Here is a 24,511-nt window from a genome sequence, read left to right as displayed (position 1 = left end):
GCGCGGCCACCAACCAACCTGATCCGACGGCAGGACGCTCCAGCGTCCTGCCGCTCTTCATGAGGAGAACCCCATGGCCGAGAAGACCCCCGTGAGTGCATCCACGTCCGAACAGCGCCGAGAGGACGCGGCCGCCTGGTCGCCGCTCGCGCGGTACGCGTCCGAGTTCTTCGGCACCTTCCTGCTCGTGCTCGGTGGTGTCGGCACCGCCCTCTTCGCCGCGAACGTCCCGAGTGCGACCGACAACCAGCAGGGCGTCGGCTACCTCGGCGTCGCCCTCGCCTTCGGCCTCACCCTGGTCGCGGGCATCTCCGCCGTCGGGCACATCTCCGGCGGACACTTCAACCCCACCGTGACGCTCGGGCTGCTCGCCGCCGGACGCACCGACGCCAAGCACGTCGCCGGCTACATCGTGTCCCAGGTCGTCGGTGGACTCGTGGCGACGAGCATCCTCGCTGCGGTGCTGAGCGGCAAGCCCGGCGCCTTCGCCGCGGCCCGCGAGGGCGGCTTCGCGTCGAACGGGTACGGAGACGGGAGCCCCAGCGGGTTCGGCCTGGGATCGGTGTTCCTCACCGAGGCGATCCTCACGGGTGTGTTCATCGCGGTGATCCTCTCGATCACCGCCAAGAAGGAGTACCAGGCCGTCGCGCCTCTCGGGATCGGCCTCACGCTGACCCTCATCCACCTCGTGAGCATCCCCGTGAGCAACACGTCGGTGAACCCGGCCCGCTCGATCGCCGCTGCGGTCTACGGTGGCGCCACCCCGCTGGCGCAGCTCTGGGTCTTCATCGTCGCTCCGATCCTCGGCGGGGTCGGCGCCGGACTGATCGTCCGGGTCGCCGGCCGGAAGCGTCTGACCAGCTGACGGGACTCCTGGTGCGCCGCCGCTGCGTACAGGCCTCGTGAGGGACCGCACGCTGTGCGGTCCCTCACGACCCGTTCACCTGCCGTCCCCCGAGTGGGGGCGAACCTGGGGCGAGACTTCCCACATGAAGCTCTTCGGCAGGACCAAGGGTCGACGGCGCACCGCAGCGTTCGTCGCAGCGGCAGGCATCTTCGCGGCCGCGTTCGCAGGCGTCGCGACCAGCACCGCCCCCGCAGCGGACGCCAGCACGGCGCAGCGCGGTACCACCATCACCTCGACGGGGCTGCGTCCCGGCCAGGTGAAGCACGTGTGGCTGATCATCCTCGAGAACAAGTCGTACGACGCGACGTTCACGGGACTCAACCAGAACAGCTACCTCTGGAAGACACTGCCGGCGCAGGGCGTGCTGCTCAAGAACTCCTACGGCACCGGCCACTACAGCATGGACAACTACATCTCCATGGTGTCGGGGCAGGGGCCGCAGGCCGACACCCAGTCCGACTGCAACGTGGTCGACACCCGCTTCGGCTCGGACCACAGCATCATCCGCTCCGGCGCGGACCGTGGACAGGTGCGGTCGCTCGCGAACGCCGCCCAACCCAGCGGTGCCAACGCGCCCGACGGCTCGAACGGCTGCACGTACCCGCACTCGACCCCGACGCTCTTCAACCAGCTCGACGCCGCCCACAAGACGTGGAAGGGCTACGCGCAGGACCTCGGCAACCAACCCGGCCGCGAAGACGGTCTCTGCGGGGCTCCCGGGACCGCCGACAACAACCCCGAGAACAACCCGACCTACCTCACCCCGACGGCCGACCACCCGGCACCGACCGGCGTGACGAGCTTCACCGGCGCGCAGGCGAACGACCAGTACGTGGCGAAGCACTTCCCGTTCCCGTGGTTCGAGGGCCTGACCGGCGCCGCTGGCGCGAAGGGGCGCGCGGCGACCTCGCTGACGACTCCCACCCAGGGCGGCACCGACTGTGACGCCGCACACATCGCGAACCTCGACTCGTCCTCGAACGGACTGTTCCGCGACCTGCAGCACGAGAAGACCACCCCGGCCTTCAGCTGGATCACCCCGAACAACTGCAGCGACGCCCACGACGCTGTCTGCAAGGGGAACAACCTCTCCGGGTCGTTCACCAGCAGCGGGCAGCCGGTCTACCAGTCGGGCACCCCGGCGCCGCAGTCGACCACCCCGAAGAACCACACCGGCGGCCTCTACGCCTCGGACCTCTTCCTCAAGTACTACGTCCCGATGATCGAGCGCTCGCCCGCGTTCAAGGACGGCGGCCTCATCGACATCACCTTCGACGAGGCGAACCCGCCCTTCACCTACACGGGCAACAGCTTCAACAACGCGGACCACTACGGGCCGACGCTCTCGGACAAGCCCGATGCCTCCTCGGGCATCGCCGCAGACCGCGCGGGCGAGAACCTCAACGGCAAGAACGTCGCCTTCGAACCCACCGGCCCGAACTCGACGCTCGGCAAGGACGCGAAGGGCGACCAGCTCTACCCCGGCCCCGGGTACAACGCGTTCATCGACCGTCCGCCGGCGTGCACGCAGACCTCGCCGACCCTCGTGCCCGCGAACTGCGTCCCCGGCATCGTGCGGGGCGGCTCCGGCAACACCCCCGGTGCCCGCACGGACGCGGTCGCCGCGAACACCGCGTCGAGCTACGTCAGCGACCAGTCGATCGTCGCGACCGACACCGGGCGCGGCGTGGTCGACACGACCGACACGACCGGCCCCGGCGGCACCAGCCCGATCCCGGCCGACACCTTCGTCGGTGCGGTCAGCGACACCGGGCCGCAGTACCCGACGACCGCCTCCGGTTCGGTGGTCAACGGCTCGTTCCAGCTGCTCGACGCCTCCGGCAACCCGGTCACGCCGACCGGTGCCGTCACGAGCCTGACGCTCAGCGCCGAGGGAGCACCCGGCTTCCTGAGCACCGGCCAGACCGCCGACCCGCTGTACGACGCGACCGACGCGACCCCCGGCGGCGGCGACACCGGCAGCGTGCTCATCAGTCCGCTCATCAAGCCCGGTACCGTGTCCACGACCTACTACAACCACTACAGCTGGCTGCGGACCATGGAGGACGTGTTCGGCGTCGGCCACGGTGACGACCACACCCGGCTGCCCGGCGGGACCGTCAGCGGCGGCGTCGACGGTCGCGGTCACCTCGGGTACGCGGGCCAGGCCGGTCTCGAGCCGTACGGGCCGGACGTGTTCAACAACGCGAGGCACCGGTGACCCGGTCACACTCCGCGGTCCTCGCGGTCGCGGCAGCGGGGGCAGCGGTCCTCGCGTGCGCGCTCGTCGGCTGCTCGTCGTCGCCCCACGCGCAGCCGAAGGCCGAGGACACCTACGGCGGCATGCCCGCCTACCTCGCCGGGATCCCGTCGACCACCGACGAGGTGCTCGACGGGACCGCGGCCCGGCCGGCCCTGACCTCCGAGGGTGACGCGGTCCGGGTGCACCTGCACGGCGGATCGACGGTGCTGGCCACCGTCACCGGTCCGGTCGTGCCCGGTGAGGGGCTGCCGTACCAGGGCGAGACGACCACCTGCACGTGGACCGTGTCGCTCCGGGACGCGTCCGGCACCGTGCCCGTCTCCCTGGCCGACCTGACCACGACGGACCAGCTCGGGAACGCCTACCGGCTCTCGCCGGTCCCAGGGAAGAGCACGCCCCCGAGCGTCCTCCGCCCCGGGCAGCGGGCCACCTTCGAGGTCCGCACCGTGATGAAGGTCGGGGAGGGCGTGCTCCGCTGGGCGCCCGGCGGCGGGAAGACGGTCGCCGAGTGGGACTTCGAGGTCGAGAACGACTGAGGCCGCTGACGCGACAACACGACGGACGGGAGGCACGGGGCGGGTCCGCCACGTGCGTCCCGTCCGTCGTGTGGTCACCGCTCCGAGACCGCGGCGATCGCCTCGCTGATGGTCGCGCCCGGGTGCTCCTCGCGCCACCGGCGGGCCTCCAGGGGGTCGGGGCAAGCGCCCTCCGGGATGCGCGTCGAGCCGAACACACTCGGGGCGAAGGCCGCGTACGTGATCGTCGCGAGGGCTCCGATGCAGAGGTACTGGAAGCCCAGCGTGAGCCCTGCGCCGACCGTCGTCACGATCCCACCCAGGATCATGAGCGCCGGCCGCCAGCGGATCTGCGGCGTCACCGCTTTCGGTGCCGTCGACGACGGAATGCCGCGCCGGACCAGAGCATCGCGGTGAACAGGGCGAAAGCAGCTCCGAGGGCGCTGCCCCAGTGACCAGCGGTTGCCGGAGCGGTGGCGAGGATCGACCCCGCGACGACGAGCGCCGAACTGAGCGTCAGCGCGACCGGCGCGCGCAACAAGAACGACTTCATGACGTCATCTCTCCCGTCAGACGCACCGCGGCTTGACCTTGCCACCTGCGAAGGGGTAGACGCGTAGGTGCTTTGTGCCGCAACGGATCGCCCCGCTCCCGGTGATCGCCACCGTGGCCGCGGTCAGGATCGCGCCGACCACGACGCAGAACGTGCCTCCACTCACCGCGCAGACGGCGGCCCCGAGCGCGAAAGCCGCACCACTGATGATCATGTTCTGGTCGGTTGCGTTGAAGCTGACGTAGGTGCCCTTCGAATCCTTGCCTGCACCGATCCGCTCGCCAGAGCGCTCGGTGACGAGGTCGAAGGTGAAGCCATCGCCGAGGTCGACCGTCGTGGTCGTCGACCCGTCGGCGCCCTGGCTGTCCGCTACGACCAACCCGTCGGCCCTCGCCTCCTCGAGCGCGAGGCTCGTGAGCGCTGTTCGGTTCGTCGACATTGTTCCCCCTGTGGGTCGTGAGACCGCCGCGTTGCGACCTCACGGGCGAAAGTACACAGGTGAACGGTGAACGTCAAATGTAAGATTTCAGCGCGCTGAAACCGCGGCGAGCTCCCGCGTCAGCGCTGCGACGAAGTCGTCGATGTCCTGCTCCGAGGTGTCGAACGAGCACATCCACCGCACCTCGTTCCGGCTGGCGTCCCAGTCGTAGAACCGGAAGTGCTCGCGCAGGCGGTCGGCCACGCCCGCGGGCAGCGTCGCGAACACCCCGTTCGCCTGGGTCTCCTGGCTGAACCCGACGCCCTGGATGCTGCCGTCCGCGATCCCCGCCTCCAGAGCGCCCCGGAGCCGGGTGGCCATGGCGTTGGCGTGCTGCGCCGACCGGAGGTAGAGCTCGTCGGTGAGCAGGGCGATGAGCTGCGCCGACACGAACCGCATCTTCGACGAGAGCTGCATGTTGAGCTTGCGGAGGTAGTGCAGCCCCTCGGACGCCGAGGGGTTCAGCACGACGATCGCTTCGCCGTACAGCAGGCCGTTCTTCGTCCCGCCGAAGCTCAGCACGTCGACCCCGGCGTCGGTGGTGAACGCGCGCAGGGGGACGCCGAGGGTGGCGGCGGCGTTCGAGATCCGGGCGCCGTCCATGTGCAGCTTCATGCCGAGGCCGTGCACGTGGTCGGCGATCGCCCGGACCTCGTCCACGGTGTAGGCGGTGCCGAGCTCGGTCGTCTGCGTGATCGACACGACGAGCGGCTGTGCGCGGTGCTCGTCGCCCCAGCCCCACGCCTCACGGTCGATCAGCTCGGGTGTGAGCTTGCCGTCCGGGGTCGCGACCGGCAGGAGCTTGATGCCGCCGACCTTCTCCGGCGCCCCGGCCTCGTCGGTGTGGATGTGCGCGGTCGAGGTGCACACGACGGCACCCCACCGCGGCAGCATCGACTGCAGACCGACGACGTTCGCGCCGGTGCCGTTGAACACCGGGAACGCCTGCGCCTGCTCGCCGAAGTGCTCGGTGAAGACCTCCTGCAGACGTGCGGTGTAGACGTCCTCGCCGTAGGCGATCTGGTGGCCCTGGTTCGCCGCGGCGATGGCGTCGAGGACCTCCGGGTGGATGCCGGCGTAGTTGTCGGAGGCGAAGCCGCGGAGGTCGAGGTCGTGGAGTCGGAGGGTCACGCTTCGATCCTAGGTTCGGTGCCGGAGGGCTCGGGGCGGAGGGGGATGCGGACGCCGTTCACCGCGGCCGGCTCGGCGGCCCAGAGCCGGACGACCTCGTCACCGAGACGCTCCTCGAGACCGTTGAGGGACTGCACGACGAACACCGTCGCGGCCGCCGAGCCCGGGGCGTCCTTCCGGAACCCCTGGGCGACCGCCCGGGTCCAGGCGTCCGCGGCGGCCTTCGCGGCGGCGTAGTTCGCAGCGCCGGCGGTGGGGGATTCGACACTCGTCGACGACACGACGGCGAGGCGTCCGGCCGGCGAGGCGACGAGGTCGTCGTACAGGGCGCGGGTCGTGTTCCGGAGCGTGCGGAAGCCGCGGTCGAAGAAGTCCCAGTCCTCGTCGGACTGACCAGCGAGGCCGCCGCCGCCCCGCCACCCGCCGACGAGGTGGACCAGGCCGTCGAAGTGGGTGCCCTCGGCCTGGAGGCGCGACACCAGTCCGTCGACCGCGCTGCGGTCCGCCAGGTCGCAGCGCTGGGTGGTGACCTGCGGGACCGACGTGCGCAGTGCCTCCAGGCCGTCCTCCCTCGCGCCGACGGCGACGACCGCCGCTCCGGCTGCGACCAGGGCACGGGACACGGCCGCGCCGCTGGTGCTGGTCGCTCCCGCGACCAGCACCGTGCGGCCGGCAAGGCCGCCGCCGCTCACGCGGCGGCGGTCGACACGTCGTCCGTCGTCCCCGTGATGCCCGCGGTGGACTGGATGACGGTCGCCATCTTCTTGTTGAGCGCCTCGTAGAACATCGAGAGCGGGAACTCGTCGTCGAGCACGGCGTCGGTGTAGCCCTTCGGCGGTCCGGCAAGCGTCTCCTGCGGCAGCCCCTTCGCCCAGGCCGAGGCCGGGTGCGGCGTGAGCGTCCGCGTGAGCATCTCGTAGGCGGCGAGCCAGTGCGCCGACTTCGGGCGGTCGATCGAACGCCAGTAGAGCTCGTTGATCTGGTCGCTCAGCGCGATGACCACGTCGGGGACGGCGTCCCAGTCGATCGTGAGCTGCGTGTCGGTCCAGTGCAGGACGCCGTGCTGGTGCAGCCACGCGAAGAGGAGCTGGCCGCCGAGGCCGTCGTAGTTCCGGACCCGGCTGCCGGTGATCGCGAAGCGGAAGACCCGGTCGAAGAGCACCGCGTACTGCACGAGCTTCGCGTGGTCGCGGATCGCGCGCTGTGCGTCCGACAGCTCGGCGTCCGGCACCTCGGACAGCGATCGCTGCAGGGACACCGACTCGCGGAAGGCGGTGAGGTCGCAGCGCAGCTCCTCGAGCGAGTAGAGGAAGAACGGCATGCGCTGCTTGATCATGAACGGGTCGAAGGGCAGGTCGCCGCGCATGTGGGAGCGGTCGTGGATGATGTCCCACATCACGAACACCCGCTCGGTGAGCTGCTGGTCGTCGAGCATCGCCGCGGCGTCCTCGGGCAGGTCGAGTTTCGTGATCTCGGCGGCGGCGCGGACGACCCGGCGGTACCGGGCGGCCTCGCGGTCCTGGAAGATCGCGCCCCAGGTGAACGCCGGGACCTCGCGCATCGAGACCGTCTCGGGGAAGAGCACGGCGGAGTTCGTGTCGTACCCCGGGGTGAAGTCGACGAAGCGCAGGGCGACGAAGAGCTTGTTGCCGTAGTCACCGGCCTCGAGCTCGGCGATGAAGTCCGGCCAGATGACCTCGACGAGCAGGGCCTCGACAAAGCGCGAGCTGCTGCCGTTCTGCGTGTACATCGGGAACACGACGAGGTGTCCGAGGCCGTCGACGCGGTGCTGCTGCGGCTGGAAGGCGTTCAGCGAGTCGAGGAAGTCCGGGACGCCGAAGCCCTGTGCCTGCCACGCCGAGAAGTCCCGTGCGAGCAGGTCGAGGTACTCGGCGTCGTGCGGGAACGCCGGGGCGAGCTCGGCGATCGCGGGGACGACCACGGCCAGGAGCTCGGACGCGGCGGCGTGGTCGGCCGGGTCCGGAACGGAGCCGTCCACTGCCTGCAGGCCCTGGAGCGCGACGACGGCGTCCTTCAGTCGGAGCCAGGCCGGGTGCGAGGCGACCTCGCGCACCGGACGCTGCTGGACCGCCGAGCGGTCCTCGACGACCTCGGGCTCTCCGATGATGGCGTCCTGCGTGAACCTCTGGACGAACTGCGACATCTCGAACCTCCCGTCGTCGGGCCGGCGTACATGGCCGGACCGCCTCGATCGGCGGTCCTGACGGAATCCTAATGAGGAGTGCGAGCGGCATTCTTGCCACTTTCCGGCGCTTTCCTGCGCGTCCGGGGGACCCACGCTCGGAACCGCGCGCGCGACGCTCGACATCGTGCGTGGCGGGGTCCTGACCCCCGTCCGGGACGGTCATCCTGCGGGATGATCCGCCTGGCCGACCGGTCTCGCTACGGTGACCTCGACCGCGTGCCGCTCGGGGTGTGCGCTCGCAGACAGGGGTACCCGACGTGGACCGTCACCACCGCCAGCTCCGCCCTCGCCGCCACCGCCGCGCGGGTCGCACGCACCTGACCGTGGCCGCTGCCCTCGTCGCGGCGTCCGCCCTCGCCGGGAGCCTCGTCGCGCTGCCCGCCGTCGCCGCCCCGTCGGGTGACCGGACGGCCGTCGCGGTCGGGAGCGCGTCGAGCGGCACACCCGCGACGGCCGGGGCGACGGACACCTCCGGCGGTCCCGGCACCACGATCTCGACCGGTGCGGCGCCCGTCGCGTCCGGCCCCGGCTGGACCGTGACCCCGTCCGACGGCGGGTACACGGTCACCCTGACGCTCGACGAGCCGCTGCCCGTCCGCGCCGCGGCCCCGACGCTCGTGGTCGACGGCACCGACATCGGCGTCGCGACGACGAGCCTCGACCAGCGCACCCTCACGGTCACCACGACGGACCCGTCGGTGGCGGACGCGACGAGCGTCGTGCTCGGGTCGACCGGCGGCGTGCAGCGGCCGAGTGGCTCGACCCCGCAGGTGCAGACGAAGCCACAGGCCGTTCCACGGGAGGCCCCGGCGCCGCTCGACGCCGATCCGGCCGCAGCGGGGCCGTACTCCGTCGTCCGTGCCGACTACGACCTCGGTGACCAGGCGGAGACGATCCGCGGGTTCGCCGGGCGCAAGGGCGAGATGCGTGCGGCGGTCTGGCTGCCGACGAACGCCCCCGGCAAGCGTCCGGTCGCGGTGTTCCTGCACGGCCGTCACGAGGTGTGCTCGGGCGGGACCCCGTCGAGGGCCGGCTGGCCGTGCGGCAAGGGGCAGACGGTGATCCCGAGCTACCTCGGCTACACCGCGGCGGCGCAGGCCCTCGCGAGCAACGGTGTCGTCGTCGTGTCGATCTCCGCGAACGCGATCAACGCCCTCGACGGCACGTACGCGGCGGACGGGGGCGCGGAGGCCCGCGGGCAGCTCGTCCTCGACCACCTCGCGCTCCTGCAGCGCGCGGACGCCGGTCAGGAGCCGAAGCTGTCGTCGAAGCTCGTCGGGAAGCTCGACCTCCGGCACGTCGGGCTGATGGGGCACTCCCGCGGCGGCGACGGCGTGGTCCGTGCGGCACTGCTCAACAGCCAGCGGAAGCAGCCGTTCGGCATCGTCTCGGTGCTGCCGCTCGCTCCGACGGACTTCGGTCGGACCACCCTGCCGGACGTCGACACCGCCGTCGTGCTGCCGTACTGCGACGGTGACGTGTCCGACCTGCAGGGGCAGCACTTCTTCGACGACTCGCGGACGGCGTACGGCGACGACGTCCTCCGCTCCTCCGTCCTCGTGATGGGCGCGAACCACAACTTCTTCAACAGCGTGTGGACCCCGGCCACCTACCCGAAGGAGTCCTCGGACGACTGGTGGGACGACTCCGACCCGGTGTGCGGCGCGAAGGCCAAGGGCACGACCCGACTGTCCTCGTCCGCGCAGTACGCCGTCGGCACGAGCCTGGTCAGCGGCTTCTTCCGCCTGACGCTCGGTGGCGAGCAGCAGTTCCTGCCGTACTTCGACGGCAGCGGACGGGTCCCGGCCGCGCTCGGGAAGGCGGACCTCCGCGTGACGGCGTCCCTGCCCGGGAGCACCCGCCGCGACCTGGCGCTCTTCACCGCGCCGGACCCCGCCGTCACGACGACCGGAGCGCTCCGGGCCGCCACGTGCGCGAGCTCGGACGGGATCGCCGTCACGGCCGCGCTGCCGACCTGCGTCTCCGGGGAGACCACGGCGCCCGACTTCGTGCCGGCGTGGCTCGCACCGTCCGTCCCGGCGACACCCGCCCTCCACGTCACCCCGACCGGCAGCGCGACCGGCGGGGAGGTCCGGGTCGCCCTCAGCCCGTCGTCGGGCGACCTGTCGTCGTTGTCGGCGCTCTCGCTGCGCCTCACGCCCGACGACCGTGCGACGTCGGGCGTCGACGTGAGCGTCCGCCTGACCGACGCCGCGGGGGCGACGGCGACCGTGCGGCTGTCGGACGTCAGCCGTGCTGGTGCTCTCCTGCCGGGTTCCCCGGACGCCGTGCGCAAGACGCTCCTGCAGGAGGCCCGCGTGCCGCTCGCCTCGTTCACCGGCGTGGACCTCACGAGTGTCCGGCAGGTCGCGGTCGTCGTGCCGAAGGGGAAGAGCGGCCTGCTGCTCAGCGACCTCTCCGCGGTGCCCGCGTCGTCGCTCGGGACCCCGAAGGTGGTCGACCGCCCCAGCGTCCGCGTCGTCGACCGGTTCGTCGACGAGGGCAACGCCACGGGCACGACCGGGGTGGCGATCGTGCTCTCGCGTCCGGCGGAGCAGACCGCGACCGTGGCGTTCGACCTCGACGCGTACGACGGGGCCGTCCGGTCGACCGTGCAGTCCGTCGTCTTCCAGCCGGGCGAGACCTGTCACTCGGTCGCGGTCAGGAAAGTGGGGAACCGTCGCGCGTCGGAGTCCCCGACCACGGCCTACCCCATCTCGGTCAGCCTGACGCAAGGCGGCGCGGTGCTCGGCGACGGGACCGGCACCCTGACGCTCCGCGAGGACGACGGCGTCACGGTCGACGGTCGGACCCGGGCGTCGGCGCCTCCCGTCGGCAAGGCAGGTGAGGCCTGCGCCGAGGCGCAGGCTGCCAGGGGTACCGTCACCGCGAACCCGACCCAGCCGAAGCGCGGCAAGGGCGTCGCCCTCACGACCACCGGCTTCCGCGCCGGCGAGTCCGTGACGATGCGGATCGACGGTGGCGCGCCCCAGCGGGTGACCGCGAACGCGGCGGGCACCGCGACGCTCGGGATCGGGGCGACCCGGACCGTCGGGAAGCACACCGTCTCCGCCCAGGGGTACGGCTCGGGTCGGACGGCCTCCGGGACGTTCACGGTCCGCCGCTGACGGGTCCGCCCCTGCGGCGGCGTGCGACTGACGGACTGGAGGCGCGGGTCGGGCCCGACCCGCGCCTCCAGTCCGGTGATCAGCCGGCCAGCGCCGTCGCGATCCGCGCGTCGCGCGCCTCCGGTGCGTCCGCGAGCGTCGTCTTGACGAGCTCCGACCACGGGTCGACCAGGACCTCCGTCGCGTCCGCCTCGACACCGGCGAGGACGGCGTCGACCACCTCGCGGGGCGTAGCCTTCGGGCCCTCGTACCAGCGGGCGATGTCCGTGTCCGCCGCGCCGAGGTGCACGCCCGTCACGAGCGTGCCCTGCTCTGCCAGCTCGAGCCGCGCGCTGTTCGTCAGCGCCCACTCCGCGGCCTTCGCCGCGTGGTAGGCGCCGGCGCCACGGATGCTGAACCAGCTCAGGGCGGACAGGACGTTCACGACCGCGCCGCCGCCGTTCCGGCCGAGGACGGGGGCGAACGCGCGGAGCATCGACGTGGTGCCCCAGAAGTGCGTGTCCATCTCGCGGTGTGCGAGCTCGAGGTCGCCCGTGACGAGATCGGCCCCGGTCGAGATGCCGGCGTTGTTGACGAGCAGGGTGACGTCCTGGGTGCGCTCGGCTGCTGCCGCAACCTGTTCCGGGTCGGTGATGTCGAGCGCGAGCGGCACGACGCCCTCGAGGTCGATCGTCTCCGGCCGCCGGGCGGTCGCGTAGACGGTCGCGCCGCGTTCGACGAGCTGGCGAGCGAACTCGCGTCCGAGACCTCGGTTCGCTCCCGTGACGAGGGCGACGGCTCCGGTGATCTGCATGGTGGTGGTCCTTCCGTGTGGGTTGTACGGTGACCGTAGGACCTGACATCAGTGTCAGGTGCAAGCAGGGCGACGGAAGGCGGTGCGGCATGCGGATCGGCGAGCTCGCGGAGGCGACCGGTGCGAGCGTCCGGTCGCTGCGGTACTACGAGCAGCAGGGCTTGCTGCGGTCGGAGCGGACCGGCGGCGGGCAGCGGGACTACGCGGACGATGCCGTCGAGTACGTGCGGCTCATCCGCTGCTGCCTCCGAGCCGGGCTCCCGACGAAGGTGATCGCGGAGATCATGCCGTGCATGCACAGCGGCACGACGACCGGCTCGCAGCGGGCGTTGCTGCAAGGGGAGCGGGCGAAGCTGGCGGCGCAGATAGCGGAGTTGACCGAGCTGCGGGAGCGGCTGGACTGGTTCATCGACGCGGCCGAGGAACGGGCGGAGTCGGCTGGGGCGACCGCGGCGTGACCCGCGCGACGTCACCCATGTGCTGCCGCCACCGCTCGTGACGTGAAGTTGCGGAGGGCGTGGTGCATCAGGGCACTGTCGCCGTTGCGGTGTGCGGCGACCGCGAGCTGGAGCGGCCCCGCAGCGCGGTGCAGACTCGCTCGGGCGAGCTCGTCGGGACGCAGGTCTCGTCGCAGCTCATCGGCCGGGAAGCTCCGGACGAGCCAGGACAGGTCGATCGCGGGGTCACCGACCGACGCGTGATCGACATCGATCAGTCCGATCGAGTCCGACCCGACGAGGATGTTGAACGGGTTGAGGTCTCCGTGGACGACCGTGGGCTCCGTGTCCGACTCCGTCCGGAGGAGGCTCGCGACCACTCCTCGTGCCAGATCACGCAGTGTCGAGGTCGGCAAGACCCGCGCCACCTCGTCCACGAGGGTCGGCCACTCGTCGCCACCGCACCAGTCGCGGACCGGCCGGAGCGCCTTCGCCTCCGGGAGGTCCGTCGGCACGCTCCTCAGCCGCTCCAGCACGGGCAGGTAGACCCGTCGTGCGGCCGCCCAGGTCGACGCAGTGAGCGCCGCTCCGTCGATCCGCGTGGACACCGAGGCCGTCCAGTCCCGTGTCGATGTGGGCCCGAGCAGCGGCGCGGTGACGGAGAGTCCGTGCGGCAGACCATGGAACCGCCGCGAGTTCTCGGCCTCTGCCGACGTCCGTCGCCGGTGCTCCGTCCCGAAGGCCACCCGGACCACGACGCCCTCCAGCAGCACCACACCGTGGAAGGCGCCGTGCACGAACCGCCGATCGTGCCACCGGAGGTCGGGCCAGACGCCCTCGAGTTCGGCGGCCACGGGTGCCAGGTCGACCTCGCGGAGGTTCACCGGACCACCACCCGGTTCGACCACGCGGCCTCCTCGTGCAGTCTGCCGTCCTGATCCACCGTACGGGACGCCGGCCACCCGGGACCGGAGTCCGCCGGCTACAGTCCGACGCTGCCCTGGGAGATGCCGCCGTCGATCGTGACGGTCGTGCTCGTCATGTACGCGGCGCGTCCGGACGCGAGGAAGACGACGACCTCCGCGATCTCGTGCGGCTTCGCGAGGCGCCCGAGGGGGATGGCGTCGTCGAGCTGTCGCAGCTTCTCCGGGTCCGACTCCGTCGAGGCGTTGATCGGGGTCTCCACTGCACCCGGAGCGATGTTGACGATGCGGACCCCGTGCGGACCGAGTTCCACGCCGCCGCTCCGGGCCAGCATCCGCATCCCGCCCTTCGAGACGCAGTACGCGAGGTTCCCCGGCATCGGCCAGTCCTCGTGCACGCTCGAGATGTTCAGGACGAGCCCGCCGGTGCCCTGGGCGATGAACTGCTTCGCGGCGGCCTGGGTGCCGAAGAACGCGCTCTTCACGTTCACCGCCATGACCTTGTCGTAGCCCTCCTCGGTCTCCTCGAGGAGCGACTTCCGGTCCTCCGTGCCCGCGTTGTTGACGAGCACGTCGAGGGAGCCGTAGGTGTCGACGGCCTTCTGCACCATCTCGTGCAGGTCGTCCGACTTCGTGATGTCGGCGTCGACACCGACCGCCTTGCCGCCGGCGCGTTCGATGCGGTCGATCAGCGACTCGGTCGCATCAGGGTGCGCGACGTAGTCGATGACGATGTTGGCGCCCTCCGCCGCGGCGGCCAGGCAGATCTGCTCACCGATCCCGCTGTTGCCGCCGGTGACGACGATGGTCCTGCCCTCGAGCAGCATGGGTCCTCCTGGGTGGTGAGCGGGTTCGCCGTTGACGCTGCTCCTCGCACCTGGCTGTCGGCGGCGAACGCCTGAGCTTCCTCGCACCCGCGCTGCTCGCCGCGCCCGGGGCGCACTCCGGCGCAGTGCGCCCTGCTCGCTGCGCCGTCCGCGGAGGGACGCTCAGGAGGCGAGGGGCTCCGGATCGCGCGCCGGGTCCGCCGACGGGTGCTCCTCGACGTAGCGACGAGCGCGTCGGATGCGGACGACGGTCCGGGGCAGCAGCCAGGCGAGCACCACGACCATGAACACCAGGAACACCGACGAGAACACCACGAGGCTGCCGCGCAGGATCCCACTGACGAACTGGAACGCGAGCGAGACGTACAGCAGCGAGACGTACGCCGTGTTGAACTGCAGGACGAGCTGCACGACCTGCGCGTACCGGAGCGCACCCGGCTGCTCGGACTCGTCGATCGGACGGTCCTTGCCGCGGAGCACGACGTCCGAGTACCGACGGATCCGGTCCGCGTCCCGTGCGCCGGCGTCGCGCAGCAGCCTCGAGAACGGGAGCGCCACGACGATCGCCGCGAGCGCTGTCGCGAGGAAGGTGAGCTGTCCGCCCAACAGGACGACGATCACCGCCTCGTGCGGCCCGGACCGGACGAGGCCGTTCACCACGGCGACACCGATCGCCGAGACGACCGCTGCGACGGCGAAGGTGGTGCCGACGGCGACGACTTTCCGACGGACCTCGACCGGGCCGGGGACGACCTGGTCGTGCACGTCGACGATAGGCGGTTCCAGGGCGCGGAGCCGGTTGCCGACCGGGCGCGCGACGGCGAAGAGGGCCGCACTCCCGCCGATGAGGACGACCGGCACCCAGGCGGGCGCTCCGGCGGTGACAGCGGCCACGACGACGACCACCGCAGCGACGGCGGCGATGACGAGCACGACGACCAGGGCGCGCTGGAGCGTGCGACTGCGCCCGGACGGCGGCCGGTGGTCGTAGGACGCGGCGAGCGAGCCGAGGAAGAGCGGCCCGAAGACGAGGAACGGCGACGCGGCAGCCGCCGTGATGAGCGGGCCGTCGGGCGAATCAGGGAAGTTGAGGGCGACGAGGAGCCCTGCGCCGAACGTCAGGGCGGTCGTGAGGACGATCGTCACCAGGAAGGCCAGGACTCGCATGCGTGCTCCTCGCAGCGCCGACGCCGTGTCCGCGCTGTTCCCGATGATGGCCGGACCGTCCCGCGATCGCCCGGATCGTGCGGTACCCCGCACGCTCCGGGCCCGGGGACAGGCGAGTGCTTGGGTCAGACGCGCCGTCCTCGCGCGTACGCGCTGCCGTCGCACGTGTGCACCGCGTCGTCGTCGACGAGCAACCGGAGCGAGTACTCCGCGCAGTCGACGAACGTCCCGATGCTGATCCACCAGGAGGACCGACGGAGTCGACCCTTGGACGGTCCGTCCGACCCGATGCCCGCCCGGTGCACGACCCACTGCAGGTCACGGGCCTCGCTGTCGAGGTACCGCATGACGGCCTCGTTGTCCCGGTGTTGCCCGTCGTAGCTCCGCGCGATCGTGCGCCGGACGACCCGGAGCGCGAGCGGCAGGCGCTTCCGGGGTTTCGCGCTGAGGCCGCCCGCCTGGTACAGGAAGCGCCGCACACCCCGTCGACGCATCGCCGGCACGAGTGCACGGACGAACTCGTCGTTGATCGAGCGGGTTGCCTGGGTCGCTCGGTCGCCGAGCATCGCGACCACGGCGTCCACGCCGTCGAGCAGGGCGTCGAGGTCGAGCGGCTCCGTGATCGAGCCCTGGACGACGTCGAGGTCGTCGTGCGTGACGGCGAGCTTGGAGGGGGTGCGGGCCACGGCCCGGACGGAGTGGCCCGCGGCGAGGGCGAGGCGGACGAAGTGCTGGCCGGTCTGGCCGGTGGCACCGAACACGAGGATCTGCATGCACTCAATCTAGGCACTGACTAGAAAATAGGCAATGCCTAGTTCGACGGTAGGATGGTGCTGTGTCCGACCGGCCCTTCCACCACGGCAACCTCCGAGCGGTGCTGCTCGACGAGGCCGTCGCCGTGCTCCGGGAGTCGGGCGTCGACGGACTCTCCCTCCGCGACCTCGCCCGTCGAGCCGGCGTGAGCCACGGTGCGCCGCGCAGCCACTTCGTCGACCGGCAGGCACTGCTCGACGCCCTCGCGGCCAACGGCTTCGACCGCTTGACCGCTGCCGTCCGCCGGGCGCTCGGCGGGTGCGAGGCCGACCTCGCAGCGCGGTTCCGGGCGGTTGCGCACGCGTACGTCGACTTCGCGATCGACGACGCCGCGCTCATGGAGCTGATGTTCCAGGCCAAGGCCGGCGGCGGTGTCGGACCCACGGTGGAGTCCGCGGCGAGCCTGTTCGCGGTGCTCGACGGCGCGATGGGACCCCGCCCGGACGGCGGTGGGGACGAAGCCGCGCGGACCTCGTTCAAGATGCTGTTCGCCGCGACCATGCAGGGCATCGCCGCGCTCGTCGCATCGCGCCGACTCGCACGTGCGGATGCCGCCGGGCTGATCGACGCGGCGACCGACATGATGCTCGCGTCGGACCTCCGCGCGCGAGCCGTCACGGTGGGCTGATCCCGCCGGCCGAACCGTCCCGTTCGTTCTCCGCCACACTGGCGACATGCTCTCGGTCCGCGTCTCCGCTCCCGCACCGCTCGCGGAGGAGCTCCGCGAACGCCTGTCGACCGACCCGACCGTCTCGGACGTCACGATCCTGCGCGGCACATGCCTCGACGGACGCGGTGACCTGCTCCTCTTCGACATGGCGCGCGAGAACGCCAACAACGTCATGCGGATGCTCCGGCACGCCGGGGTCCCGGAGCAGGGCAGCATCGCCGTGTACGACCCGGTGACGGTGGTGTCGGACGCCGCGGACGCCGCCGAGCGAGCAGCGCCGGGCCATCCTGCCGACGGGGTCCTCTGGGCGCAGCTCGCGGACAGCTCCCGTGAGGACGCCCGTCCCTCCGTCTCCTTCTTCACGTTCCTGCTCCTGGCGACGCTCATCGCCGGGATCGGCCGGCTGCTCGACCAGCCCGTCCTCATCATCGGTGCGATGGTGGTCGGTCCCGAGTTCGCCCCGATCGCCGCGACCTGCTACGCCGTGGTCCGGCGGCGATTCGGCATCGCCGGCGCCGCACTGGCGACGCTCCTCGCCGGGTTCGCCGGCTCCGCGCTCGTGTCGTGGGGGCTCTGGGCCGCCCTGTACGGTGCGGGGCTGATCACGTACGAGCAGGCGACGACCGGCAAGCAGACGGAGTTCATCGTCGCGCCGGACGGGTGGTCCTTCGTCATCGCGGCGCTCGCCGGCATCGCCGGGGTGCTCTCCATCACCTCGGCGAAGCCGTCCGCGCTCGTCGGGGTGTTCATCTCGATCACGACCGTCCCCGCCGTCGGGACCGTCGGCCTCACGTTGGCGGTCGGGGCCTGGGACGAGGCGTCCGGTGCGGTGGTGCAGCTCCTCGTCAACCTCGCCGGGCTGCTCGTCGCGGGCACCGTGACGCTCGCGGTCCAACTGCTCTTCGGTCGGTGGGTCGGTCGACGGCTGCAGGCGCGTCGGGCTGCCCGCGGATGAGCGACGGCGGGGTCCGCGCGGTCTGCTTCGACCTCGACGACACGCTGTTCGACCATCGCCAAGCGGGCCGCACCGGCGTCCGACGGTTCCTCGTCGACCTCGGTGTCGACGTCGACGAGGCGGTGCTCGCGGAGTGGTTCCGAGCCGAGGACGAGCAGTACGAGCGGTGGCGGACGGGCGAGATCGACTTCCCGGAGCAACGGCGCGAACGGCTCCGCCTCGTCCTCCCGCCCCTCGGCGTCGCGCTGCCGGCTGACGGCGCGGCGCTCGACGCGCTGTTCGGCGAGTACCTCGCCGCCTACCGGGGTGCCTGGCGGGTCTTCCCGGACGTGCTCCCGCTGCTGCGATCGCTCCGGGGTCGTGGCTAGCGGCTCGGACTCCTGACGAACGGTGCGGAGTCACAGCAGCTCGACAAGCTCGCCCGGACCGGCCTCGACGCTGCGTTCGACGCCGTTTGCATCTCGGAGCAGATCGGCGTGCAGAAGCCCGACCCACGGGCGTTCACGATCCTCGCGGCGCGGCTCGGCGTCGATCCGGAGGCATGCCTCTTCGTGGGCGACGACCCCGAGCGGGACGTCGCCGGCGCACGCCGTTCCGGCATGTGCGCGGTGCTGGTCGACCGATCCGACCCTGTAGCCGCGGACCTGTCGACGGTGGTCGAGACGGCGCTCAGGGCGGACTGAGCCTCGGGCCGCGTCAGGCCGACGAGCCTCGGTTCAGACGGTCCGCCGCCTTGCCGAGCAGCCAGTTCACGGCCCAGCCCACCACGCCGATCACCGGCACGAAGAGAATCACGATCGTCCACACCCACTTGACGACGTCGCTCCGCCGAGGGTCGCGCCACACCTGCACGAGCGCGACCACGTCAAGTGCGAGCAGCACGAGCAGAACGAGGATGTGGAAACCAGTCAGCCCTACCACCATGCGGTCTTCTTCCTTCCCGCACCGGTGGCCCGGTGCGTCCGATCGACCCTACGGATCGGCTCGCGCGATGTCGTCATCCGCTGGGGGGACCGGACGGGAGGCCCGGGGCGGGCCGGCACCGTGCCTCCCGTCCGGTGCGACCCGGCCGTGCGCCGGGGGCGGGGTTCCTCACCCCAGCAGGTCCGCGATGCGCGCGGCACGCGCCGCGTTGTCCTGCGCCTCCGGCAGCTCGGCGCGGCTGACGTACCAGAGTGCCGACTCGACGAGCCGCGCGACCGACCAGGCGTGGACGCGCTCCGGGGCGAGGCCCGTCCGATCGGCGACGAGTGCCGTCCGCTCGACGACGGCGGCCACCGGGTCGGGCAGTGCGAACGGGTCGTCGACCTGCATGAGCAACGGGCAGAGGTCGTAGGCGGGGTCGCCGGTCATCGGCTTCGGGTCGATCACGAGCCACGGTTCACGCTCCGCCGCGAGGACGTTGCCCGGGTTGTGGTCGCCGTGCACGACGACCTCGCGGGGGGCGGTCCGGGGGAGTTCCCGGAGCAGGGCGACACCCTGCCGGACGACGCCGGGGTCGAGCGGCGGCGCGAGCGCCTGCATGCGGTGCTCGGCGAGGTCCGCCCACTCGTCGCACACGTCGACGAGCCGTTCGAACGGGCTCTCCGCAGGGACCCCCGCTGCCCAGAGCCGGGCGACGGCGTCGGCTCCGATCGTCAGCCGGGCCGTGGCACCGAGGTCGTCGCGATCGCCGAGCCGGGTGCCGGGTTCGCAGCGCTCGAGGAGCAGCGTGAAGGGGTCCCCGGGGTCGGACGCGAGCAGACGGACGGCGCCCCGGCCGTCCCACCACGTGAGCGCTGCGGACTCGTCACGGGCCTCTCGGTGCGGGAACGACAGCTTGAGCACCGCCGGCTCGCCGCCGGAGGTCGTCACGCTGCGGACGTGCGAGACACTGCCACCGCGGACCTCCGGCCCGAGCCGGAGACCCCACCGCTCGACGGCGGCGGACAGCCGGTCCGGCACCGTCCGGCGCCAGTCGTCCTCCGTGGGCCACACGCGCGGCGGTCAGCCGGCCACCGGAGTCAGCTGCACCGGCACCGCCTTCGACACCGGCGTGTTGCTGCCCTTCGCGGCGCTGTCGAGCGGCACGAGGACGTTCGCCTCCGGGAAGTACGCTGCCGCGCACCCCTTCGCGCTCGGGTAGGCGACGATGCGCTGGTCGCGGAGCACGCGTTCGACGTCGTCGTGCCAGACGGTGGAGACGTCGACGTGTTGGCCGTCCTCGAGCCCGAGCTCGGCCAGGTCCTCCGGGTTCACGAAGACGACGTGCCTGCCCTTCTTGATGCCGCGGTACCGGTCGTTGAGGCTGTAGATCGTGGTGTTGTACTGGTCGTGGCTGCGCAGGGTCTGCAGCAGCAGGGTGCCCTCCGGTCGCTCGACGTGCTCGAGCTCGTTGACGGTGAGCATCGCCTTGCCGGTCTCCGTCGCGAACGTCCGCGAGTCGCGCGGGCCGTTCGGCAGCACGAAGCCCTCCTTGCTGCCGGCGCGGCGGGAGTAGTCGTCGAACCCCGGCACGACGTGGCTGATGTGGTCGCGGACGACGCCGTAGTCGTCGCGCATCGCCTCCCACGCGATCGGCACCCGGTCGCCGAGCACGGCGCGGGCGAGCTCGCACACGATCGCGACCTCGGACCGGAGCCCTGGCGCGACCGGCGGCACCTGCCCGTGGCTGCCGTGCACGGAGCAGACGGTGTCCTCGACCGAGACGAACTGCGGTCCCGACGCCTGGACGTCCACCTCGGTGCGGCCCATCGTCGGCAGGATGAGGGCTTCCTCGCCGACGACGGCGTGCGAGCGGTTCAGCTTCGTCGAGACCTGCACGGTCATCTCGGCACCGCGGAACGCCGCCTCGGCGAGCTGTGAGTCGGAGATCGCCGCGACGAGGTTGCCGCCCATGCCCATCCAGAACTTCACGTCACCGCGCCGCATGGCGTGGATGCCCTTGAGCGCGTCGACGCCGTGCTCCCGCGGCGGGTCGAAGTGGAACTCGGCCTGCAGGGCGTCGAGGAACGAGTCCGGCATCTGCTCCCAGATGCCCATCGTGCGGTCGCCCTGCACGTTGCTGTGCCCGCGGATCGGGGAGGCGCCCGCGCCGGGCTTGCCGATGTTCCCGCGGAGCAGCAGGAGGTTGATGATCTCCTTGATCGTGTCGACGGCCTTGGTGTGCTGGGTGATGCCCATCGCCCAGGTGATGATCGTGCGCTCGGAGCGCAGGTAGCGGTCGGCGAGCTCGTCGATCTCGGCGAGGGTCAGGCCCGTGGCGCGGACCACCTCGTCGTCGTCGACCTGCAGGATGTGCTCGACGAACGCGTCGTAGCCGCTCGTGTGCTCGTCGATGAACGCGCGGTCGACGACGGTGCCGGGTGCGGCCTGCTCGGCGAGGACGACCCGCTTCGCGACCGCCTGCAGCAGCGCCATGTCGCCGCCGAGCCGGATCTGCAGGAACTGGTCGGCGATCTGCGTCCCGTGGCCGACGACCCCGCGCGGCCGCTGCGGGTTCTTGTACCGACGAAGGCCCGCTTCCGGAAGCGGGTTGACGGCGACGATCTCCGCGCCGTTCTTCTTGGCGTCCTCGAGCGCGGTGAGCATGCGGGGGTGGTTCGTGCCGGGGTTCTGCCCCATCACGATGATGAGCTCGGTCTGCTCGAAGTCGTCGTAGGCGATCGTGGACTTGCCGATGCCGACGACCTCGGCCATCGCCAGGCTCGTCGACTCGTGGCACATGTTCGAGCAGTCCGGCAGGTTGTTCGTCCCGAAGGCGCGGACGAACAGCTGGTACACGAACGCCGCCTCGTTCGAGGTGCGGCCGGACGTGTAGAACGACGCCTGGTCCGGGCTGTCGAGGCCGTTGAGCTTGTCGGCGATGATCTCGTACGCGCGCTCCCAGCTGACGGGCTCGTAGTGGTCCTTCCCCGCGGGCTTCCACACCGGTTCGGTCAGCCGTCCCTGCATGCCGAGCCAGTACTCGGTCTTGTCCGCCAGGTCGTCGACGGAGTGCTCCGCCCAGAACGTCCGCGGGACGAGCACGGGCGTGGCCTCCCACACCACGGCCTTGCCGCCGTTCTCGCAGAACTCCGCGGTCTTGCGCTTGTCCGGGTCCGGCCAGGCGCAGCTCATGCAGTCGAAGCCGCCCTTCTGGTTCAGGGCGAGCATGAGCTTCGCGGTCCGCGCGGCACCGAGCTGTTCGAGCGCAGGACCCATCGAGTGCAGGACGCCGGGGACGCCGGCCGCCCAGTCCTTCGGTTCGCCGACCTCGATCTCGGCGTCGGTCACGTCGTCGGTCGGGGGCTGCTTCGTCATCGTGCGCTCACGGTCTCTCGGTCGCTGCTGCTGTCGGTGGTGGTGTCGGGTTCGACGATGCGCTCCGGTCGGCTGTAGACGACCATGCTCTGGCCCCGGAGGAAGCCGACGATCGTGATGCCGACCTCCTTCGCGAGGTCGACGGCGAGGGACGACGGCGCGGACACCGCGGCGAGCACCGGGATCCCGGCCATCGACGCCTTCTGTGTCAACTCGAAGCTCGCGCGGCCGCTCACCATGAGGACGGTGCCGCTCAGGGGTAGCCGGTCCTCCTTCACCGCCCACCCGATCACCTTGTCGACCGCGTTGTGCCGACCGACGTCCTCACGGAGCACGAGCATCCGACCGGTGCGCCCGTCGAAGAGCGCGGCGGCGTGCAGCCCGCCCGTCTTCTCGAACACGGCCTGCTCGTCGCGGAGCAGGTCGGGGAAGGTCGCGAGGAGCGCCGGGTCGAGGACGAGGTCGTCGTGCAGGACGGCGTGCTGCGAGGTCGTGCGGACGGCGTCGATGCTCGCCTTGCCGCACAGGCCGCAGGAACTCGTCGTGTAGAAGGCCCGCTCCAGGCTCGGGTCCGGCGCGGGGACACCGGGCGCGAGGGTGACGTCGAGCACGTTGTAGGTGTTGAGCCCTTCGTCCGTCGCCCCGGCGCAGTACCGGGCCGCGAGGAACTCCTCACCCCGGGCGATGACCCCCTCGGAGACGAGGAACCCCGCCGCGAGGTCGACGTCGTTCCCCGGGGTCCGCATGGTGATGGCGAGGGACGAGCCGCCGACCCGGATCTCGAGCGGCTCCTCGACGGCGAGCAGGTCCTCCCGGACCGACCGCGCGGTGCCGACGGTGATGCGGGTGACCCGCTTCCGTGCGGTGATCCGGTTCATGGGTCGGGTCTACCACCCGCACCCGTCGCCCACCAGTGCGGTGCGGGTCACGTCCAGGGTCCGTCTCACGTGCAGGTCTCCCGTCCGGGGCCCGTCCCACGTGCGGGTCCCGTCTCAGGTCCAGGGCAGACGGAGCGCCGGCACCGTGTCCCCGACCCGACCTCCACCGGCGCCCACCACGAGCAGCCCGTCCGCGTCCGCCAGGCCGCGCAGCATCGCCGACGACTGGTGGGACGTCGGCACCGCGCCGCCCGGCGTCGTCCGGTACGCGAGCAGGAGCGCGCCGGGTCGGTCGTTCGGCACGTCGACGCCGAGCACGACCGACCCCGGCTGCTCGAGCGCGCGCCCGGTCAGCCCGGCGACGAGCGGGCCCCCGAACAACACCGCGCCGACCATCGCCGCCATCGGGTTCCCCGGCAGGCAGAGGAACAGCGTGCGGCCGCGACGCGCGAGCATCGTCGGCCGTCCCGGGCGCACGTCCACCCGGTCGACGACGAGCTCCGCCCCGATGCGCACCAGTGCGCCGCGGACGTGGTCCGTCGACGACCCGGCGGTCCCACCGGTCGTGACCACGAGCCCCTCCACGGCGTCGCCGAGCAGTCGGTCGGTCGCCGTGGGGTCGTCCGGCACCCGGACGGCCGCCACGCGCGACGCACCGAACCGCTGCAGCACAGCGGGGAGCGTCATCGTAAACACGTCCCGCACCCGCCCCGGCTCCGGCACGCCGTGGGCCACGACCTCGTCACCGAGCACGGCGACGCGGGTGGTCGGGGCGGGGACGACGTCGAGGTCGTCGACGCCCGAAGCGGCGGCGAGCGCGATCCGGGGCGGTGTGAGCACGGTCCCCGCGGGGAAGAGCAGCTGCCCGACGGCGACCTCCTCGCCCGCGGGCCGGACGTGTCGACGATTGCCGGTGGTGTGGCGCACGAGGCGGCCGTCGACGACGTCGGCGTCCTCCGAGCGCACGACCGACGTCGTCCCGGGCGGGATCGGCGCTCCGGTCGTGATGGGCCGCGCCCAGCCGGGGTCGAGCCGTTCGGCCGACGGGGCCGCCCCGGCGACGATCGCGGTGCCGAGCGACCACGGACCCTCGCCCGCGACCGCCCAGCCGTCCATCGCAGCGCCGTCGTGCCCGGGGACGGCGCTGCGGGCCGTCAGGTCCGACGCGAGCACCCGTCCGAGCCCGGCGGCGATGTCGACCCGCACCGCGGGCGCGCGCAGTGAGGCGCCGGCCGCGTGCGCAGCCGCGCGGGCGGCGGTCCAATCGACCGGTCCGCCGTTCACGCTCCGTCCTGCTCGGCGCGCGCCGCGGCGAGGCGGGTCGCGGTGGTGACGGCGTCCGACAGGTCCCCGTCCGAGCCGCCACGGAGCCCGGCGGCGTACCCGACGAGGAACGTCGTGAGCGGCGCCGCCGGACGTGCGACCCCGTGGGCAGCGTCACGCGCGAGGTCGAGCACGACTCCGATGTCGATGGGGGCGTCCGCGGGGAGTCCGAGCGCCTCGGCGAGCTCGGCCTTCCACGCGGCGAGGACGTCGTCTGTGGTCATGCCGCCAGTCAAGCAGGGTGATCGGCGCCGGACCTGCCG

General features: G+C 71.9%; 26 protein-coding genes. 9 read left to right on the top strand and 17 right to left on the bottom strand.

The features are described 5' to 3' along the window. Positions 1-73 precede the first annotated feature (73 nt). From aqpZ to ABC270_RS16285, 3 genes are all read left to right on the top strand, one after another. The gene (gene aqpZ, locus ABC270_RS16295; RefSeq protein ID WP_412881772.1) at positions 74-865 is read left to right on the top strand and encodes an aquaporin Z; all 792 of its coding nucleotides are present in this window, start codon (positions 74-76) and stop codon (positions 863-865) included. Between the two features lie 124 nt (positions 866-989). Further along, the gene (locus tag ABC270_RS16290) at positions 990-3,128 is read left to right on the top strand and encodes a hypothetical protein (RefSeq protein WP_412881771.1); all 2,139 of its coding nucleotides are present in this window, start codon (positions 990-992) and stop codon (positions 3,126-3,128) included. Next, positions 3,125-3,706: a hypothetical protein gene (locus tag ABC270_RS16285; protein ID WP_412881770.1), complete on the top strand. Its 582-nt coding sequence runs from the start codon at positions 3,125-3,127 to the stop codon at positions 3,704-3,706. Before ABC270_RS16290 ends, ABC270_RS16285 begins: the two co-directional genes overlap by 4 nt. 74 nt (positions 3,707-3,780) lie before the next feature. On the opposite strand, the gene ABC270_RS16280 is transcribed toward ABC270_RS16285, so the two are convergent. The 6 genes from ABC270_RS16280 to ABC270_RS16255 form a co-directional block, all read right to left on the bottom strand. Further along, a complete protein-coding gene (locus tag ABC270_RS16280) occupies positions 3,781-4,047 on the bottom strand; it encodes a hypothetical protein (RefSeq protein ID WP_412881769.1) in 267 nt (88 codons plus the stop codon). Continuing rightward, on the bottom strand, positions 4,044-4,238 hold the full coding sequence (locus ABC270_RS16275) for a hypothetical protein (protein WP_412881768.1): 195 nt from the start codon (positions 4,236-4,238) through the stop codon (positions 4,044-4,046). Before ABC270_RS16275 ends, ABC270_RS16280 begins: the two co-directional genes overlap by 4 nt. A gap of 16 nt (positions 4,239-4,254) precedes the next feature. Beyond that, entirely contained in the window at positions 4,255-4,617 is a 363-nt protein-coding gene (locus ABC270_RS16270) for a hypothetical protein (RefSeq protein ID WP_412881767.1), read from the bottom strand. Positions 4,618-4,764: 147 nt separating this feature from the next. After that, positions 4,765-5,847 (bottom strand): threonine aldolase family protein, encoded by a 1,083-nt coding sequence (locus ABC270_RS16265; protein WP_412881766.1) that lies wholly within the window; start codon positions 5,845-5,847, stop codon positions 4,765-4,767. Beyond that, positions 5,844-6,539: an SDR family NAD(P)-dependent oxidoreductase gene (locus ABC270_RS16260; RefSeq protein WP_412881765.1), complete on the bottom strand. Its 696-nt coding sequence runs from the start codon at positions 6,537-6,539 to the stop codon at positions 5,844-5,846. Before ABC270_RS16260 ends, ABC270_RS16265 begins: the two co-directional genes overlap by 4 nt. Next, positions 6,536-8,011: a DUF6421 family protein gene (locus ABC270_RS16255; RefSeq protein ID WP_412881764.1), complete on the bottom strand. Its 1,476-nt coding sequence runs from the start codon at positions 8,009-8,011 to the stop codon at positions 6,536-6,538. Before ABC270_RS16255 ends, ABC270_RS16260 begins: the two co-directional genes overlap by 4 nt. 365 nt (positions 8,012-8,376) lie before the next feature. Between ABC270_RS16255 and ABC270_RS16250 the strand changes: the two genes are divergently transcribed. Beyond that, positions 8,377-11,181 carry an alpha/beta hydrolase gene (locus ABC270_RS16250; protein ID WP_412881763.1) on the top strand — a complete coding sequence of 935 codons (2,805 nt, stop codon included), beginning with the start codon at positions 8,377-8,379 and terminating at the stop codon, positions 11,179-11,181. 79 nt (positions 11,182-11,260) lie between these two features. Here the strand turns inward: ABC270_RS16250 and ABC270_RS16245 are convergent, their stop codons facing one another. Continuing rightward, on the bottom strand, positions 11,261-11,974 hold the full coding sequence (locus ABC270_RS16245) for an SDR family oxidoreductase (protein WP_412881762.1): 714 nt from the start codon (positions 11,972-11,974) through the stop codon (positions 11,261-11,263). An 89-nt stretch (positions 11,975-12,063) separates the two neighbouring features. Here ABC270_RS16245 and ABC270_RS16240 point away from each other — a divergent pair, with 89 nt between their 5' ends. Further along, the gene (locus ABC270_RS16240; protein WP_412881761.1) at positions 12,064-12,432 is read left to right on the top strand and encodes a MerR family transcriptional regulator; all 369 of its coding nucleotides are present in this window, start codon (positions 12,064-12,066) and stop codon (positions 12,430-12,432) included. Between the two features lie 11 nt (positions 12,433-12,443). On the opposite strand, the gene ABC270_RS16235 is transcribed toward ABC270_RS16240, so the two are convergent. The 4 genes from ABC270_RS16235 to ABC270_RS16220 all read right to left on the bottom strand — a co-directional run bounded on the left by ABC270_RS16235 (position 12,444) and on the right by ABC270_RS16220 (position 16,101). Beyond that, on the bottom strand, positions 12,444-13,319 hold the full coding sequence (locus ABC270_RS16235; protein ID WP_412881760.1) for an aminoglycoside phosphotransferase family protein: 876 nt from the start codon (positions 13,317-13,319) through the stop codon (positions 12,444-12,446). A gap of 74 nt (positions 13,320-13,393) precedes the next feature. After that, the gene (locus tag ABC270_RS16230) at positions 13,394-14,161 is read right to left on the bottom strand and encodes an SDR family NAD(P)-dependent oxidoreductase (protein ID WP_412881759.1); all 768 of its coding nucleotides are present in this window, start codon (positions 14,159-14,161) and stop codon (positions 13,394-13,396) included. A 162-nt stretch (positions 14,162-14,323) separates the two neighbouring features. Next, positions 14,324-15,328 carry a hypothetical protein gene (locus ABC270_RS16225; protein ID WP_412881758.1) on the bottom strand — a complete coding sequence of 335 codons (1,005 nt, stop codon included), beginning with the start codon at positions 15,326-15,328 and terminating at the stop codon, positions 14,324-14,326. 125 nt (positions 15,329-15,453) lie between these two features. After that, complete coding sequence (locus ABC270_RS16220; RefSeq protein WP_412881757.1) at positions 15,454-16,101, bottom strand: NAD(P)-dependent oxidoreductase; 648 nt, start codon at positions 16,099-16,101, stop codon at positions 15,454-15,456. 62 nt (positions 16,102-16,163) lie between these two features. Here ABC270_RS16220 and ABC270_RS16215 point away from each other — a divergent pair, with 62 nt between their 5' ends. From ABC270_RS16215 to ABC270_RS16200, 4 genes are read left to right on the top strand one after another with little or no spacing between them, the layout of a single operon-like run. Continuing rightward, positions 16,164-16,769, top strand: a complete 606-nt coding sequence (locus tag ABC270_RS16215) for a TetR/AcrR family transcriptional regulator (RefSeq protein ID WP_412881756.1) — start codon at positions 16,164-16,166, stop codon at positions 16,767-16,769. 46 nt (positions 16,770-16,815) lie between these two features. Beyond that, positions 16,816-17,766, top strand: coding sequence for a DUF389 domain-containing protein (locus tag ABC270_RS16210; protein ID WP_412881755.1), 951 nt, complete (start codon positions 16,816-16,818; stop codon positions 17,764-17,766). Further along, complete coding sequence (locus ABC270_RS16205; RefSeq protein WP_412881754.1) at positions 17,763-18,134, top strand: HAD family hydrolase; 372 nt, start codon at positions 17,763-17,765, stop codon at positions 18,132-18,134. Before ABC270_RS16210 ends, ABC270_RS16205 begins: the two co-directional genes overlap by 4 nt. A 12-nt stretch (positions 18,135-18,146) precedes the next feature. Beyond that, entirely contained in the window at positions 18,147-18,449 is a 303-nt protein-coding gene (locus ABC270_RS16200) for an HAD family hydrolase (protein ID WP_412882111.1), read from the top strand. A 13-nt stretch (positions 18,450-18,462) separates the two neighbouring features. On the opposite strand, the gene ABC270_RS16195 is transcribed toward ABC270_RS16200, so the two are convergent. The 6 genes from ABC270_RS16195 to ABC270_RS16170 all read right to left on the bottom strand — a co-directional run bounded on the left by ABC270_RS16195 (position 18,463) and on the right by ABC270_RS16170 (position 24,472). Continuing rightward, positions 18,463-18,690 carry a PLDc N-terminal domain-containing protein gene (locus ABC270_RS16195; RefSeq protein ID WP_412881753.1) on the bottom strand — a complete coding sequence of 76 codons (228 nt, stop codon included), beginning with the start codon at positions 18,688-18,690 and terminating at the stop codon, positions 18,463-18,465. A gap of 168 nt (positions 18,691-18,858) precedes the next feature. After that, positions 18,859-19,743, bottom strand: a complete 885-nt coding sequence (locus ABC270_RS16190) for an aminoglycoside phosphotransferase family protein (RefSeq protein WP_412881752.1) — start codon at positions 19,741-19,743, stop codon at positions 18,859-18,861. 9 nt (positions 19,744-19,752) lie between these two features. Further along, positions 19,753-22,047: an FdhF/YdeP family oxidoreductase gene (locus ABC270_RS16185; protein ID WP_412881751.1), complete on the bottom strand. Its 2,295-nt coding sequence runs from the start codon at positions 22,045-22,047 to the stop codon at positions 19,753-19,755. After that, complete coding sequence (fdhD, locus tag ABC270_RS16180) at positions 22,044-22,925, bottom strand: formate dehydrogenase accessory sulfurtransferase FdhD (RefSeq protein WP_412881750.1); 882 nt, start codon at positions 22,923-22,925, stop codon at positions 22,044-22,046. The genes ABC270_RS16185 and fdhD overlap by 4 nt, the downstream gene beginning before the upstream one ends. Before the next feature lie 114 nt (positions 22,926-23,039). Continuing rightward, on the bottom strand, positions 23,040-24,209 hold the full coding sequence (locus ABC270_RS16175) for a molybdopterin molybdotransferase MoeA (RefSeq protein WP_412881749.1): 1,170 nt from the start codon (positions 24,207-24,209) through the stop codon (positions 23,040-23,042). Next, a complete protein-coding gene (locus ABC270_RS16170) occupies positions 24,206-24,472 on the bottom strand; it encodes a DUF6457 domain-containing protein (RefSeq protein WP_412881748.1) in 267 nt (88 codons plus the stop codon). The genes ABC270_RS16175 and ABC270_RS16170 overlap by 4 nt, the downstream gene beginning before the upstream one ends. Between the last annotated feature and the right edge of the window lie 39 nt (positions 24,473-24,511).

Source organism: Curtobacterium phoenicis, from assembly GCF_047238015.1.
Classification (GTDB): Bacteria; Actinomycetota; Actinomycetes; order Actinomycetales; family Microbacteriaceae; genus Curtobacterium.
Note: the sequence above shows the minus strand (reverse complement) of the source record. Positions and strands in the feature narration are given on the sequence as shown.

Coding starts and splice junctions, on each gene's coding strand:
- aqpZ (WP_412881772.1), top strand. CDS start 74: ATGGCCGAGAAGACCCCCGTGAGTGCATCCACGTCCGAACAGCGCCGA.
- ABC270_RS16290 (WP_412881771.1), top strand. CDS start 990: ATGAAGCTCTTCGGCAGGACCAAGGGTCGACGGCGCACCGCAGCGTTC.
- ABC270_RS16275 (WP_412881768.1), bottom strand. CDS start 4,238: ATGAAGTCGTTCTTGTTGCGCGCGCCGGTCGCGCTGACGCTCAGTTCG.
- ABC270_RS16255 (WP_412881764.1), bottom strand. CDS start 8,011: ATGTCGCAGTTCGTCCAGAGGTTCACGCAGGACGCCATCATCGGAGAG.
- ABC270_RS16245 (WP_412881762.1), bottom strand. CDS start 11,974: ATGCAGATCACCGGAGCCGTCGCCCTCGTCACGGGAGCGAACCGAGGT.
- ABC270_RS16240 (WP_412881761.1), top strand. CDS start 12,064: ATGCGGATCGGCGAGCTCGCGGAGGCGACCGGTGCGAGCGTCCGGTCG.
- ABC270_RS16230 (WP_412881759.1), bottom strand. CDS start 14,161: ATGCTGCTCGAGGGCAGGACCATCGTCGTCACCGGCGGCAACAGCGGG.
- ABC270_RS16225 (WP_412881758.1), bottom strand. CDS start 15,328: ATGCGAGTCCTGGCCTTCCTGGTGACGATCGTCCTCACGACCGCCCTG.
- ABC270_RS16220 (WP_412881757.1), bottom strand. CDS start 16,101: ATGCAGATCCTCGTGTTCGGTGCCACCGGCCAGACCGGCCAGCACTTC.
- ABC270_RS16210 (WP_412881755.1), top strand. CDS start 16,816: ATGCTCTCGGTCCGCGTCTCCGCTCCCGCACCGCTCGCGGAGGAGCTC.
- ABC270_RS16205 (WP_412881754.1), top strand. CDS start 17,763: ATGAGCGACGGCGGGGTCCGCGCGGTCTGCTTCGACCTCGACGACACG.
- ABC270_RS16195 (WP_412881753.1), bottom strand. CDS start 18,690: ATGGTGGTAGGGCTGACTGGTTTCCACATCCTCGTTCTGCTCGTGCTG.
- ABC270_RS16185 (WP_412881751.1), bottom strand. CDS start 22,047: ATGACGAAGCAGCCCCCGACCGACGACGTGACCGACGCCGAGATCGAG.
- fdhD (WP_412881750.1), bottom strand. CDS start 22,925: ATGAACCGGATCACCGCACGGAAGCGGGTCACCCGCATCACCGTCGGC.
- ABC270_RS16170 (WP_412881748.1), bottom strand. CDS start 24,472: ATGACCACAGACGACGTCCTCGCCGCGTGGAAGGCCGAGCTCGCCGAG.